The sequence below is a fragment of the Streptomyces sp. NEAU-sy36 genome, from assembly GCF_013423905.1.
GTDB lineage: Bacteria > Actinomycetota > Actinomycetes > Streptomycetales > Streptomycetaceae > Streptomyces > Streptomyces misionensis.
Genome location: NZ_CP058977.1, coordinates 4,641,167 through 4,655,212, shown reverse-complemented (window position 1 = coordinate 4,655,212; position 14,046 = coordinate 4,641,167). Strand labels below are relative to the sequence as shown.

Genomic DNA, 14,046 nt, shown 5'->3' with positions numbered 1-14,046 from the left:
CCGTGTCCGGCAGTGCCGCACGACTCCCAAAAGTCCCCTGCGGCAAGCCGGTTGACGCCCCGGGTGGGGTTGCTCACAAGCACCGTCCGGTGCCGGTTTCGCGGGCATCGGCACGGGCTACGCGGAGGGCACACCCCGTGGTCACCCGAAGGAGGCCCTTATGGCTGACGACCGCCACGGACGGCCGGCTCCGCCGGAGCCCCGCGCACGCTCCGGCACCGCCCGCCGCACCCCCAGCGGCAGCGAGCCGGCCACCGCGCGCAGCGCCCTCGGCCTGCGGCTGATCCTGTCCGCCCTCTTCCTGCCCGTGTTCGCCGCCGCCACCGCGGGCTTCGCCGTCTGGGCCGCACACCAGCGCCCCGGTGACAGTCCCGGCGAGGGCCCGCTGACCGCCCTCGCGGTGATCTGCGGGGTTCTCGCCCTGGCCGCGGCACTCGACCTGGTCCGGGTGACGGCCCGCAGACGCCGCGAGCGCGGCCCGGCCCGCTGACCCGGTCCGGGCCCCCGCGTGGTGCCGTCGGCGTCCGCCGCGCAGGCGCCGGCCGCCGCGGCCGAGCCGCTGCGGTACGCATGGCGGTGCGCACCGGCCCGGGGAGACGGTGTTCACCCGTACGCCCCGCGGCCCGGTCTCCTCCGCCAGGGCCTTGCCGAACGCGGTGAGCGAGCGCGGCGTTGGCCGTCGTACAGGGCGATGGGAATGCACGAGGCCGCGACCCGCGCCCCGCGGACCGACGCCGCCCCGGACGCCCTCGCCACCCGGGTCGTCGACACGTTCCTGCACGGGGTCGGCGCCCGCGGCACCGCTTGACCCGGCCGTCCGGACACCACCAGGGAGCGCCCCGCGCTTTGCCCGCGGTTGGCCGGGAGCAGGCCGTGAATATGCCAACCGCACGCTTCTGAATCCGGGATTCCGGGGGCAGGGTGAGTGCCGTACCGCCCCGCCGTGCCCCGAGGTCCGGAAGCCTCCCCGCACACGGCGGGGCAGGTTTCTTCCCCCCCCGGCCGCCGGCACGCCCGGCGGCCGGGAATTGTGTTGCGGGGCGGCCGGTGCCCTCGGTGAGCTGGACCCATGGAAGCAGCGGAAAGCGCCACCGCACCGGCGCACAGGACGGACCATGCCGTCGCGGGACGGGCGGCCTCCTGGCGCGGACCGGCGGTGCTCGGCGCGCTGATGCTGGCCGCCCTCACCTTCAACACGGCCGAGAACCTGCCGGTCGGGCTGCTGGAGCTGATCTCCGTCGGCCTGAACGTCCCGCTGTCCGCCGTGGGGCTCCTGGTCACCGGATACGGCGTGACGGTCGCGATCGCCTCCCTGCCGCTCGCCCACGGCACCCGGGCCGTGCCCCGGCGCCATGTGCTCACCGGACTGCTGGCCGCCCTCGTCGCCTCCAGCCTCCTCGCCGCGCTTGCACACTCGTATGAGCTGTTGCTGCTCGCGCGGCTGCTGACGGCCCTCGCGCAGGCTCTGTTCTGGGCCGTGACGGGACCGGTCGCCGTCGGCCTGTTCCCGCCCCGGGTCCGCGGACGGGTGATCGCGGCGCTGTCCGTCGCCGGTTCCCTCGCCCTCGTGCTGGGCGTCCCCGCGGGCACCTGGCTGGGCCGGTGGGCCGACTGGCGGGTGTCCATGGGGGCGCCGGCCGCCCTGGGAGCCGTGTCGCTGGTGACGATCGCGGCACTGCTGCCGACCTCGCCGCCGGAGGGGGAGCCCGCCGCCTACGCGAGCGCCCCCGACGCCCGCCGGTTCGCCACCGTGCTGGCGGCCGGCGCCCTGTCCGCGACCGGGGCGTTCACCGGGTACACGTACATCGTGCGGTTCCTGGGCGGCGTCGGCGGGTTCTCGCCCGGCGCCGTCGACGTCCTGCTGGTGGTGTTCGGCACCGCGTGCCTGGCCGGGGTGAGCATCACCGGGGCGCTGCTGGACCGCTTCCCGCGGGCGGCGCTCACCGCCGCCGTGGCCGTCCAGGCGGTGGGCATGCTCGGGCTGTACGCGCTCGGCACCCGGCCGGTGGCCGCGGTGGTGTTCCTCGCGCTGACGGGCGGTGCCCTCGGCCCGGTGTTCATGACCACCCAGAACGAGATGCTGCGGTGCGCGCCCGGCCGCACGGACCTCGCCCTCGCGGCCAACTCCGGCGCCTACAACGCCGGCATCGCCGCGGGCGCCGCGCTCGGCGCACTGGTCCTGCCGCTGCTGGAGGTGCGGGGCACGTTCCTCGTCGGCGGGCTGCTGACCGCCGCCGCCTGCGCCGTGCTGCTCGGCACCCGGCGACCGCGCCGCCCGTAGCGCCCGCCGCGCGGACGCTGTCACATTCCCGTGCGCACCGGTGTCTTCATGCCGTACCCGTCGGACACACGAGGAGGACACCATGACACCGCGTATCCCGAAGGCCCCGCTCCCCGCCGAGGTCGAGGAGAACATGGTCCGGCGGTTCGGTGCCGTGCCCGAGAACATCGCGGCGCTCTGGCACAACCCCGAAGTCGCCCGCGCCAACCTGGAGTTCGGCGCCGAGGTGGGCGCCTGGAACGCCGCCGACGCGAGTCTGAAGTCGTACGCGCACATGGCCGTGGCGGCGCAGGTCGGCTGTGGTTGGTGCCTGGACGTCGGCTACTTCCAGGCGCGGAACCAGAAGCTGGACCTGGCCAAGGCGAGCCAGGTGCCGGTCTGGCGCGAGTCGGACGTCTTCACCCCGCTGGAGCGGGACGTGCTGGCGTACGCCGAGGCGATGACGAACACCCCGCCGACCGTCACCGACGCCCAGCACGCGAGCCTCCTGGACCGGCTCGGCGCGCCCGCCATGGTCGAACTGACCGCGTTCATCGCCTTCGTCAACCTCGCCACCCGGGCCAACGTGGCCGGCGGCATCACCTCGCAGGGCTTCTCCGACGCCTGCGAGATCCCGCTCGCCACCCGGCCCGCCGAGCCCCACGGGACGTCCGCCGCATGACCGAGGACCCGTTCGTCGCCCACCGCAGGCTGCTGTTCACCGTCGCCTACGAGATGCTCGGCTCGGCCGCCGACGCGGAGGACGTCCTCCAGGAGTCCTGGCTGCGCTGGGCCGGCACCGACCACGCGCGGGTCCGCGACCCCCGGTCATACCTCGTGCGCACCGTCACCCGGCAGGCCCTCAACCGGCTGCGGACGCTGTCGCGCAGCCGGGAGGAGTACGTCGGCGAGTGGCTGCCCGAGCCCCTGCTGACCACTCCCGACGTCGCGGAGGACGTCGAACTCGCGGAGAGCGTCTCGCTCGCGATGCTGACCGTGCTGGAGACGCTCGCGCCCCTGGAGCGCGCGGTCTTCGTGCTCCGCGAGGTCTTCGACGTGCCGTACGCGGAGATCGCCGAGGCCGTCGGGAAGTCCGCGGCCGCCGTGCGGCAGATCGCGCACCGGGCGCGGGCGCACGTGGCGGCCCGGCAGCCCCGCGTGCGGGTCAGCCGCTCGGAGCAACAGGCCGTGCTGGAGCGCTTCCTGGCCGCACTGCACAGCGGGAGGGTCCAGGACCTGCTGGAGGTGATGGCACCGGATGTGGTGTTCGTCGCCGACGGCGGCGGGCTGGCGGCCGCCGCCCCCGCCCCGGTCCACGGGGCCGAACGGGTGGCGACGCTCCTGGCGGGCGTGGACCGGTCCGCGTCGAGGACCACGACCGTGTGGCTCAACGGTGCCCCGGCGGCCCGGATCGACACCGACGGCCGGCTCGCCGCCCTGAGCCTCGTGGTGGCCGACGGCCGGGTCACCCGCGTCCACGCCATGGCGAACCCGGACAAACTGACCCGACTGGACGAGCCGGTCGCCCTGGCCCGGTGACCGGGGGCGGGCGTCCGGACGGCGGGCTGGAGAGGCCGTATCGGATGACGCCGGGAAGGGGGGAAGGGTTGCTTTCGCGCCGTTCCGTCCGCCTGTGGGGCTTCCCACCCGTGGAAGATCTTGACGGTGGCCGTCCGGCTCGCTGAACTGTCTCCCGGCCGCACGACCATGCGGCCGGGGGTACACGGGCATCCGTTCGGTGATGCCTGAAACGGGCGGACCACGGGAAGAGCTTCGTACGGCCGACCGCCGGACACGGGGCGAAGGGGGGCGATGTGCGGATGAGAGGTGCGTCGAAGGTGACGGGCTGTCCCGTCTCATGAGCGCTGAAGGGCACCTCGACCGGCTCCGCCCGGCGGCGGCCCGCCTCGCCCGGTTCACGTGGCGCACGCTGCGCCACGAGTGGCACGCCATCGTCGTCGACCCGGTACGGCAGCTCGCCCGGCGCGGACTGTCCGGGCTGCTGCTGGCGTTCGTCGCCGCGTTCGGCGTCATCTTCTTCCACGACATCGCCCAGCACCCCACCGGGGCGGTCTGGGTCACCCGGCTCGGCGGCGTCAAGGCCGACCTGCCGCTGTGGCTGTCCCTGCTGCGCACCCCGGTGTCGCTGTACGTCCCGGCGCTCGACCTGCCGGTCTGGGCCGGGATCACCCAGCTGTTCCTGGCCTTCGCCCTCGCCGAACTCACCCTCGGCCGCTCCCGTACCCTCGCGATCTCCTACGCCACCACGCTGGCCGGCACCCTCGTGGCCCGGGCGATGATCGCGGCGGGGCCCGGCTGGTGGGGCTTCGGCCTCCCGGCCGAGTGCGGGCACATCCTCGACACCGGGCCCTCGGCGGCGGTCGTCGGCCTGTTCACCTACCTCTCGGTCGTCCGGCGCGCCCCCGTGGTGTTCGTCCTGACCGGCGGCTCGATGGTGTGGGAGTCGATCGCCGTCCCCAACCTCGCCGGACGCGAACACCTGATCGCGGTGGGCTCCGCCGTCGTCCTCGGCCTCCTGCACGGCCGCCGGCAACGGCTCCGGACCCTCGTACGCTCCCTGCGGCCCACCCGCGCCCCCCGACCGGCGCTCCACGGGACGACCGAGGGCCCGACCCTCCCTGCCGCCCCTGCGGCTCCTACCGCCCCTGCGGCTTCTACGGCCCCTGCGGCTCCTGCGGCTCCTGCGGCTCCTACGGTGCCCGTGCGATGACGTCCCCCGAACGCTGACCGGCCCGCGCGCGCCTGTGGCGCCGCACACATCCCCGGTGTGATGGTTTTCGCATACAGGCCCTGACGGGCAGCCCCTAGGGTTGCCGCGGGAAACGCAGGGCAGGGCGTGGCTCACACCATGACGTTCGTCGCCGGCAGGCAGCTGAAGGGGATCCAGGATGTTCCGTAAGGTGCTGGTCGCCAACCGTGGAGAGATCGCGATCCGCGCGTTCCGGGCGGGGTACGAACTCGGCGCGCGCACCGTCGCCGTGTTCCCGCACGAGGACCGCAACTCGCTGCACCGGCTCAAAGCCGACGAGGCCTACGAGATCGGACAGCCGGGGCACCCGGTGCGCGCGTACCTCTCCGTCGAGGAGATCGTGAACGCCGCCGTCCGGGCCGGCGCGGACGCCGTCTACCCAGGCTACGGGTTCCTCTCCGAGAACCCGGAGCTGGCCCGCGCCTGCGCGGAGGCGGGCATCACCTTCGTCGGCCCGGACACCGCCACGCTGGAGCTGACCGGCAACAAGGCCCGCGCGGTCGCCGCCGCCCGCGCGGCCGGCGTGCCGGTGCTCGGCTCCTCCCAGCCCTCCACCGACGTGGACGAACTGGTGCGCGCCGCCGAGGACGTCGGCTTCCCCGTCTTCGTCAAGGCGGTGGCGGGCGGCGGCGGACGCGGCATGCGCCGGGTGGAGGACCCCGCCCAGCTGCGCGAGTCCATCGAGGCCGCCTCCCGCGAGGCCGCCTCGGCGTTCGGGGACCCGACCGTCTTCCTGGAGAAGGCCGTGGTCGATCCCCGCCACATCGAGGTGCAGATCCTCGCCGACGGCGCGGGCAACGTCATCCACCTCTTCGAGCGCGACTGCTCGGTGCAGCGCCGCCACCAGAAGGTCATCGAGCTGGCGCCCGCCCCCAACCTCGACCCCGCACTGCGCGAGCGGATCTGCGCCGACGCCGTCCGCTTCGCCCGCGAGATCGGCTACCGCAACGCCGGCACCGTGGAGTTCCTGCTCGACCGGGACGGCAACCACGTCTTCATCGAGATGAACCCGCGCATCCAGGTCGAACACACCGTGACCGAGGAGGTCACCGACGTCGACCTGGTCCAGGCACAGCTGCGGATCGCGGCCGGCGAGACCCTCGACGACCTCGGCCTCGCCCAGGACACCGTGACCCTGCGCGGCGCCGCCCTCCAGTGCCGCATCACCACCGAGGACCCCGCCAACGGCTTCCGCCCGGACATCGGCCGGATCAGCGCCTACCGCTCACCGGGCGGCTCCGGCATCCGGCTGGACGGCGGAACCACCCACGCGGGCACGGAGATCAGCGCCCACTTCGACTCGATGTTGGTGAAACTCACCTGCCGCGGCCGCGACTTCAAGGCCGCCATCGGCCGCGCCCGGCGTGCCGTCGCCGAGTTCCGCATCCGTGGCGTCGCCACCAACATCCCGTTCCTCCAGGCCGTGCTGGACGACCCGGACTTCCAGGCCGGGCGGGTCACCACCTCGTTCATCGAGGAGCGCCCGCATCTGCTCACCGCCCGCTCCTCCGCGGACCGCGGCACCAAGCTGCTCACCTTCCTCGCCGATGTCACGGTGAACAAGCCGCACGGCGAACGCCCCGACCTGTTCGACCCGTTGACCAAGCTGCCCGCGCTGCCCGCCGGGGAGCCGCCCGCCGGATCGCGCCAACTCCTGGTCGAGCGGGGCCCGGAGGGCTTCGCCCGGCACCTGCGTGAGTCGCCGACGATCGGCGTCACCGACACCACCTTCCGCGACGCCCACCAGTCGCTGCTCGCCACCCGGGTGCGCACCAAGGACCTGCTGGCCGTCGCCCCGGTGGTCGCCCGCACCCTGCCCGAGCTGCTGTCCCTGGAGTGCTGGGGCGGCGCCACCTACGACGTCGCCCTGCGCTTCCTCGCCGAGGACCCCTGGGAGCGGCTGGCCGCGCTGCGCGAGGCCGTGCCCAACATCTGCCTCCAGATGCTCTTGCGCGGCCGCAACACCGTCGGATACACGCCGTACCCGACCGAGGTCACCGACGCCTTCGTGCAGGAGGCCGCCGCGACCGGCATCGACATCTTCCGCATCTTCGACGCCCTCAACGACGTCGGCCAGATGCGGCCCGCCATCGACGCCGTACGCGAGACCGGCACCGCGATCGCCGAGGTCGCCCTCTGCTACACCGGGGACCTGGGCGATCCCGCCGAACGCCTCTACACCCTCGACTACTACCTGCGGCTCGCCGAGCAGATCGTCGAGGCGGGCGCCCATGTCCTCGCGATCAAGGACATGGCGGGCCTGCTGCGCGCCCCGGCCGCCGCCAAGCTGGTCTCCGCGCTGCGCCGCGAGTTCGACCTGCCGGTGCACCTGCACACCCACGACACCGCGGGGGGCCAGCTCGCCACCTATCTCGCCGCGATCCAGGCCGGCGCGGACGCGGTGGACGGCGCGGTCGCCTCCATGGCCGGCACCACCTCGCAGCCCTCGCTGTCGGCCATCGTCGCCGCCACCGACCACTCCGAGCGGCCCACCGGCCTCGACCTCCAGGCGGTCGGCGACCTGGAGCCGTACTGGGAGGGCGTGCGCCGGATCTACGCGCCGTTCGAGGCGGGCCTCGCCGCCCCGACCGGCCGCGTCTACCACCACGAGATCCCCGGCGGCCAGCTGTCCAACCTGCGCACCCAGGCCGTCGCCCTCGGCCTCGGCGACCGCTTCGAGGACATCGAGGCCATGTACGCCGCCGCCGACCGGATTCTGGGCCGCCTGGTCAAGGTCACACCGTCCTCCAAGGTGGTCGGCGACCTCGCCCTGCACCTGGTCGGCGCCGGGGTCTCCCCGGAGGACTTCGAGCAGACCCCCGACCGGTTCGACATCCCGGACTCGGTGATCGGCTTCCTGCGCGGCGAGCTGGGCACCCCGCCCGGTGGCTGGCCCGAACCCTTCCGCACCAAGGCACTGCGCGGCCGGTCGGCCGCCAAGCCGGTCCCGGAGCTGTCCGCGGAGGATCGCGAGGGGCTGGCCAAGGAGCGCCGCACCACCCTCAACCGGCTGCTGTTCCCGGCGCCCACCCGGGAGTTCGAGGCGCACCGGCAGTCGTACGGCGACACCAGCGTGCTCGACAGCAAGGCCTTCTTCTACGGGCTGCGCCCGGGCAAGGAGTACGCCGTCGACCTGGAGCCCGGCGTGCGGCTGCTGATCGAGTTGCAGGCGATCGGCGAGGCCGACGAGCGCGGTATGCGCACGGTGATGTCCACGCTCAACGGCCAGCTGCGCCCGATCCAGGTACGGGACCGGGCGGCGGCCTCGGACGTGCCGGTGACGGAGAAGGCCGACCGGTCGAACCCGGGCCACGTCCCGGCCCCGTTCGCCGGAGTGGTGACCCTCGCCGTGGCCGAGGGGGACGACGTGGCGGCCGGCGCCACCGTCGCCACCATCGAGGCGATGAAGATGGAGGCCACGATCACCGCCCCGAAGGCCGGCCGGGTGGCCCGGCTGGCCATCAACCGGATCCAGCAGGTGGAGGGCGGCGATCTGCTGGTCGAGATCGGCTGAGACCGCGCCGGAGCGCCTGGGGCCGCGTGGCCTCAGGCGCGCGGCGAGGTGGGGCCGTCCCAGAGCGGGTACGACATCACATGCCGGAAGCCCTGGGGGCGAGCGCCGGTGTAGGTCAGGCTGAGCTGCGTGTAGCGCTCGAAGGACGGGTGCTTCTTCCACTGCGTGCCGCCGCTGAGGCGGATCACCACCGGGTAGGGACGGAAGGTGCCGGCCGCGCAGTACGGCTTGCAGTCGTTCACCCAGTTGGTGCCGGTGCCCCTGGCTCCGCCGGGGCCCCAGGACGTCCAGTGCAGTCCCTTGAGCCGGCTGTTGCCGTCGCCGCAGGCCAGGATGAAGTCGGTCGGGCGGACATTGCGGTGGGCGAAGCAGTCCACCAGTACCCGCTCCCCGCCGGGGGCCTGCGCCGTCGCGGTGCCGGCCGGTGTGGTGGCCGGGGAAGGGGTCGGGGGACTGGCCGAGGCCGTCGTGCCGGCCGCGAGCAGGGCGCCCGCCGCAAGGGTCACCGCCGTACCCACCACTGATCCGCGCATGGCCGCTCCCACCGTTCGTGCCGTGTCCGAGCAGGTGCCATCGACGCTACGGCGGTGCGGCCGTTTGCACCAGTCGCGCAGGTCACGCCGCGTGTCCGCGGGGTTCCGCAACGCACGGCGGCCGAGGAGGCGTGCGGGTCGGCGAACACCGCACGCGTCCTCGGCCGCCCAGCGGGCTCAGCAGGCGCCTTCGTCCTGCCAAGGACCCCAGGTCGAGGCGCCGGGCGTCTCGTTCTGGGTCCACCACTTGGCCTTCCAGTTGTGTCCGCCGTACGACACCTCGGCGCCGCCCGTGTACGCGGTGGTCGCGTTCCACGCGGTCTTGCAGGAGGTCGGGGTGGGCGTCGGGGTCGGGGTGGGCGTGGGGGTGGGGGTCGGGGTGCCGCTCGGCGGGGTGGCGCCCGCGAACTTCACCGAGTACTTGGCGAAATCCCAGTCGCTCTGGGCGACGCTCGAACACGTCCCGGAGGTGCGGCCCCCGTTGTCCGGCGGGGTGCACTGCCGGTCGCGGTTGAGCGACCAGAAGGTGAAGCGGTCCATGTTGTGGCTCGTCGCGTAGTCCAGCACCGTCTGGAAGTCGGCCTGGGTGAACATCTCCCCGGTGTCGCTGCGGCCGTTCATGCCGGAGAAGCCCTCGTGGGCGTAGGCCGTGGCCGCGTCCCAGCCGAAGGTGGACTGGAGGATCGAGTTGAAGTTGGTCAGGGCGCTGGTCTGGCTGGCCGCCCCGTTGAAACCGCCGTCGAACGGCATGATGGAGAAGTTGTTCGGGGTGAAGCCCTGCGACTTCGCCTCCAGCAGCATCTGCTTGCCGAACCAGCCGGTGCCGTCCGCCGTGCCGGCCGTGGTCACGGAGACGTACAGGCCCGGGTTGTTCTGCTGGAGGATCTTCGCGGCGCCGATCTCGTTCTTGACGGCCGCGGTGTTCTCGTACTCCGGCTCCTCCAGGTCGAAGTCGATCGCGTGCAGGCCGTACTTGGTGATGACCTGCTGGTAGGCCGCCGCGGTGGAGGCCGCGTCCGAGCAGGCCTGGCCGAGCTTGGTGCCGCCGTAGCCGCCGATGGAGACGGACACGTCGCCGCCCTTGGCGCGGATGGTGTCGATCATCGACTTCACCGCGGTGTCCGAGGAGACGGCCGCCGTGCCGCCCCAAGTGGGGGAGCAGCCGCCACCGTTGGGTGCGAGCACGAACGCCAGCTGGAACGCCTTCAGGCCGGTGGCGTCCATGATGGCGGCGGGGTCCGGCGGGTCGTTGTCCAGCGGCATCAGATAGGGGGCCGCGGCGTACCAGCGGTTGCTCAGTGCGGTGTTCGCGGTCGCGCCCGAGGCGCTGGTCGCGACCAGCGCGGTGGTGCCGGCGGCGGCGAGCGTGACCGCGGCCGCCGCGCTCAGACATGCGTGAAGACGTCTCACTGCGTGCCTCCAGAGGGTGGGGGTGTGCCCGGGTGGGGAGGAGCCCCACCCTCCGGGAGCTGTTGCGGTCACGTCAATAAGTTGGACTAGACCAAATTCTGCTTTGGACTAGACCATACCAACCCTTTACCTTCCGTCGACCAGGCGCACACTGAAGCCCCGGTCCATCGGGAGGCTCGCCGTGGTGACCGTCGTGACCTGGGTCGCGGCGTCGAACGACCATGCGGAGGCCGGGAGTTGGCGGCCGTTCACCAGGACACGCGCGGGCGCGGAGGAGCCGTGCACGGTGAACCGGTAGGTCCGCGCGGCCACTCTGCCCGTGTACGTGCCCTTGCTCGCGCCGACCGACACGGTCGTCCCACCCGCGTCCCGCCGCACGGAGACCCGCTGGGTGGCGGCCGCTCCCTTGGCGAAGTCACGGGTCACGCCGTCGTCCTCGTACAGCGTGTAGTGGCTGGTGGCGTGCGCCGAGGGGTACAGGTCCCAGTCCAGCTCGTGCCGGTCACGGGTCTGCCAACTCGTCGTTCCCTTGGGCCACATGGGCACGATCGCACCCTCGCGCACGAACAGCGGGAGGGTGTCCAGCGGGGCGTGGTAGCCGTTCACCGTGGTCGGTCCCCGGTACGTGCGGCCGGTCCAGTAGTCGGTCCAGGTGCCCTTCGGCAGATAGATGCCGTCGCGGGTGTCGGTGTCCTGGTAGACCGGAGCCACCAGGAAGTCGGGGCCCGACAGGAACTCGTACGTGGCGTCGGCGCCCAGTGTGCCGGGGTCGTCCGGATACTCCAGCCACAGCGGACGCACCGCGCCCACCCCGGTGTCGGCGGCCTGCCGCGACAGCGTGTACATGTACGGCAGCAACCGCTCCTTCAGCTGGAGGTACTTGCGGTTGATGGACGTGTACGGCTCCCCGTCCAGCCACGGCTGCTGGTCGGCGGGCTTCTTGGTGGTCAGGTCGGTGGCCCAGCCGTCCATGGTCATGATGGCCGGCAGGAACGCCTTCCATTGCAGGTCGCGGGCGTACATCTTGGCGTCGTGGCGGTAGATGCTGCCCACGTCGCCCGTGTTGTAGGCGATGCCGGACATGGTGGCCCCGGCGTAGGTCGGGATCTGCCAGCGGATGTAGTCCCAGGACAGCTGCTGGTCGCCGCTCCACAGCACCCCGCAGCGCTGGGCGCCCGCCCAGGAGACGGGCAGCCAGACGAAGCCGCGCGCGTCGCTGTTGTCCTCGATGCCCTTCTTCGCCGCGTCGCAGGCGTCCAGGGCGAAGCGGTAGCCGTTGCCGACCCAGGCCACGTCCAGTTTGGCGATCCGCTGGCCCGCCTTGACCTGGTCGGCGAGCTTGTCGATGCCGTCCTGCGTCCACAGGCCGAGCTGGGCGTGCCGGTCCTTCAGGCCCTGGGCGGTCTGCGGGAGGTTCTCGTAGCCGCAGCCGTAGCCGTCGTTGACCAGCATCCAGCCCAGCGGCATCCGGTGGTCCACGTACCCGTCGGCGATCTTCAGCGCGTCCAGGGTGTGCCGCTCGCCCCGGTTGGCGTTGTGCAGGTAGCAGTCCGAGTCGCCGGGTTCGAGACCGTAGACCGGCGGCATGAACGGCTTGCCCACCAGCTTGGTGTACGCGCCGATGACCTGCTTGGCGTCGCCGAGGAAGTAGTAGGCGTCCAGCCGCCGCTCCTGCTGACCGGTGGTCACCGGCGAGCCGAAGGTGTAGACGCCCGGCGCGAAGGTGTTGCGGAAGACGCCGTAACCGGCGCTGGAGAGGTAGAACGGCTGGGAGTTGTTGTAGCCGCCCTCGTCCCAGTCGAAGCTGTTGGCCACGTACATCGTCCGCCCGCGGTGGGAGAAGCTGCCGTTCTGCTCGCCGCCGCCGAAGAACTGCTCGTCGGCGCCCCGGTCGAGGCTCTGCCGCATCCCGCCCGTGGACCAGCGCAGCGGCTTGTCCTCCTGCCAGATCCGGGTGCGGTCGTCCGCCTTGTACAGCCCGAACCGCAACGGCTTCTTGTACACGCGCAGCACGGCGTCGGAGGTGCGGATGCCGTAGTAGGTGCCCGCGTCGAAGGACGAGGTGTGCCGGTCCACCGCCGGCTGCCCGCGCACGATCTCGGTTCCGGCGGGGTCGCTCAGCGAGCCCGACGGGTCGGCCTGGAGCCGCAGTTGCCCACCCGTCAGGAAGTCGGCGCGCGCCATGAGCTGTCCGGCGCGGATCGTGTAACTGCCGTCGCGGCCGGAGAAGGAGGTGAGGTCGCCGGCGTCCGTGGTCGAGGGCAGATAGGCCGTGCCGGTGAAGGAGTTGTCGTGCACGTCGTACGGCACGACCACCACGTGGTACGTCCCCGACGCCCGCGGGATCACCGTGGCCTCGGGGTCGGCGGTGCCCGCGCTGGAGGCCACCTGGGTGTTGTGGTCGTCGTACACGTACAGGTCGAAGTCGTCGGTGGGGTGCTCCCACTTGACCGACAGCGGGATGCCGCCCTCGGGGTTGTCGTCCCAGTAGCCGTCCGGCACCGAGACGGTCAGGTCGAAGCGGTCGCAGACCTTGTCGTCGGGGTCGGCGCCGGGGGCCGGGCAGTCCCCGGGCCCGCCGCCGGTGCCCTTGGCGTAGACCGGGCTCTGCCAGCTGACACTGCTGTGGGTGGGGTCCAGTACGGCGCCGGTGGCGGCGGCCGCGGCGGGCGCCGGGACGGCCAGCGCGGTGGCCGCCAGGGCGGTCGCCAGCCCCAGCGGCACCCAGGCCGGCCACGGCACACGGTCTCGGAGTCTTCGCACGGCGGAACAGCTCCCCTCGCGTCATTGCGGACTGCTGAGCGTGCACGGAAGCGCTCGAAACAGCGGAGAATCAAGCAACTTCACGCACGAAGGGTCGGAGGGGACACAGGTTCATGTCAATAGCGCGGGCGCAGACGAAGGTGCTCCCGCGCCCATGGCGAAGGGCCGGACCTCGCCTCCCGGCGCGGTCCGGCCCCTCCTCGGTCCTGGCTCAGCCGGCCTGCCCGCGCAGCACGATCTGCGTCTGCGTGGTCTGCCCGACCAGCCGGTCGCGGTCGTCGCGCAGCTCGGTCTGCACCACGATGAGCGTGCCGCCGATGTGCAGCGGGCGGGCCGTGGCGTGCACCTGGCCCGAGGTGACCGCCCGCAGGAAGTTGGTCTTGGACTCCACGGTGGAGGTGCCGCCGGCCCCCTCGGGCAGGTTGAGGTAGGCGCACACCGCGCCCACGCTGTCCGCCAGCGCCATCAGCGCCCCGCCGTGCAGCGCGCCACCGGCCGTGCACACCTCGGGTGACCAGGCCAGCGAGCCGACGGTGCGCTCCGCGGTGGCCTGACGCAGTTCGATGCCGAGACCGGCCGCGAACGGCATGGCGGAGAGCAGTTCGGCCGGCGCGGGGAGGGACGTCATGACGTACCGCCTTTCATCGGGACCAGATGATCGGGAAGTCTGCCAGCCGTGGGCATCGGCCGGGCGCGGAAGGGGAGTTCGGTTCCCAAGCGGCCGGCGTCGTCGCCCGCGCTCACGGGTAACGGCGTCGGCGGCCCCCGCCCGCCGTGCCGCCGCGCCCTGGGTCTC

10 protein-coding genes are annotated in these 14,046 nt (G+C 72.8%); 6 read left to right on the top strand and 4 right to left on the bottom strand.

Translation table 11 applies throughout. From position 1 onward, the window contains the following. Positions 1-160: 160 nt before the first annotated feature. From HZZ00_RS21085 to HZZ00_RS21060, 6 genes are all read left to right on the top strand, one after another. Complete coding sequence (locus HZZ00_RS21085; protein ID WP_180327894.1) at positions 161-490, top strand: DUF6343 family protein; 330 nt, start codon at positions 161-163, stop codon at positions 488-490. Positions 491-1,171: 681 nt separating this feature from the next. Further along, positions 1,172-2,281 (top strand): MFS transporter, encoded by a 1,110-nt coding sequence (locus HZZ00_RS21080; protein WP_180333642.1) that lies wholly within the window; start codon positions 1,172-1,174, stop codon positions 2,279-2,281. 82 nt (positions 2,282-2,363) lie between these two features. Further along, complete coding sequence (locus HZZ00_RS21075) at positions 2,364-2,942, top strand: carboxymuconolactone decarboxylase family protein (RefSeq protein WP_180327893.1); 579 nt, start codon at positions 2,364-2,366, stop codon at positions 2,940-2,942. Continuing rightward, a complete protein-coding gene (locus HZZ00_RS21070) occupies positions 2,939-3,799 on the top strand; it encodes an RNA polymerase sigma-70 factor (RefSeq protein WP_180327892.1) in 861 nt (286 codons plus the stop codon). Before HZZ00_RS21075 ends, HZZ00_RS21070 begins: the two co-directional genes overlap by 4 nt. Before the next feature lie 319 nt (positions 3,800-4,118). Next, positions 4,119-4,991, top strand: coding sequence for a hypothetical protein (locus tag HZZ00_RS21065; protein ID WP_180327891.1), 873 nt, complete (start codon positions 4,119-4,121; stop codon positions 4,989-4,991). 178 nt (positions 4,992-5,169) lie between these two features. Then, positions 5,170-8,544 (top strand): pyruvate carboxylase, encoded by a 3,375-nt coding sequence (locus HZZ00_RS21060; RefSeq protein ID WP_180327890.1) that lies wholly within the window; start codon positions 5,170-5,172, stop codon positions 8,542-8,544. 32 nt (positions 8,545-8,576) lie between these two features. Here the strand turns inward: HZZ00_RS21060 and HZZ00_RS21055 are convergent, their stop codons facing one another. From HZZ00_RS21055 to HZZ00_RS21040, 4 genes are all read right to left on the bottom strand, one after another. Further along, positions 8,577-9,077: a hypothetical protein gene (locus tag HZZ00_RS21055; RefSeq protein ID WP_180327889.1), complete on the bottom strand. Its 501-nt coding sequence runs from the start codon at positions 9,075-9,077 to the stop codon at positions 8,577-8,579. A gap of 177 nt (positions 9,078-9,254) precedes the next feature. Further along, positions 9,255-10,487: a chitinase gene (locus HZZ00_RS21050; RefSeq protein WP_180327888.1), complete on the bottom strand. Its 1,233-nt coding sequence runs from the start codon at positions 10,485-10,487 to the stop codon at positions 9,255-9,257. 126 nt (positions 10,488-10,613) lie between these two features. Further along, on the bottom strand, positions 10,614-12,785 hold the full coding sequence (locus tag HZZ00_RS21045; RefSeq protein WP_257585983.1) for a TIM-barrel domain-containing protein: 2,172 nt from the start codon (positions 12,783-12,785) through the stop codon (positions 10,614-10,616). A 676-nt stretch (positions 12,786-13,461) separates the two neighbouring features. Further along, positions 13,462-13,878, bottom strand: a complete 417-nt coding sequence (locus HZZ00_RS21040; protein ID WP_180327887.1) for a PaaI family thioesterase — start codon at positions 13,876-13,878, stop codon at positions 13,462-13,464. Positions 13,879-14,046: the final 168 nt, after the last annotated feature.

Bases quoted from the DNA above. Each gene is read 5' to 3' on its own strand.
- HZZ00_RS21085 (WP_180327894.1), top strand. From the start codon at position 161: ATGGCTGACGACCGCCACGGACGGCCGGCTCCGCCGGAGCCCCGCGCA.
- HZZ00_RS21080 (WP_180333642.1), top strand. From the start codon at position 1,172: ATGCTGGCCGCCCTCACCTTCAACACGGCCGAGAACCTGCCGGTCGGG.
- HZZ00_RS21075 (WP_180327893.1), top strand. From the start codon at position 2,364: ATGACACCGCGTATCCCGAAGGCCCCGCTCCCCGCCGAGGTCGAGGAG.
- HZZ00_RS21070 (WP_180327892.1), top strand. From the start codon at position 2,939: ATGACCGAGGACCCGTTCGTCGCCCACCGCAGGCTGCTGTTCACCGTC.
- HZZ00_RS21065 (WP_180327891.1), top strand. From the start codon at position 4,119: ATGAGCGCTGAAGGGCACCTCGACCGGCTCCGCCCGGCGGCGGCCCGC.
- HZZ00_RS21060 (WP_180327890.1), top strand. From the start codon at position 5,170: ATGTTCCGTAAGGTGCTGGTCGCCAACCGTGGAGAGATCGCGATCCGC.
- HZZ00_RS21055 (WP_180327889.1), bottom strand. From the start codon at position 9,077: ATGCGCGGATCAGTGGTGGGTACGGCGGTGACCCTTGCGGCGGGCGCC.
- HZZ00_RS21040 (WP_180327887.1), bottom strand. From the start codon at position 13,878: ATGACGTCCCTCCCCGCGCCGGCCGAACTGCTCTCCGCCATGCCGTTC.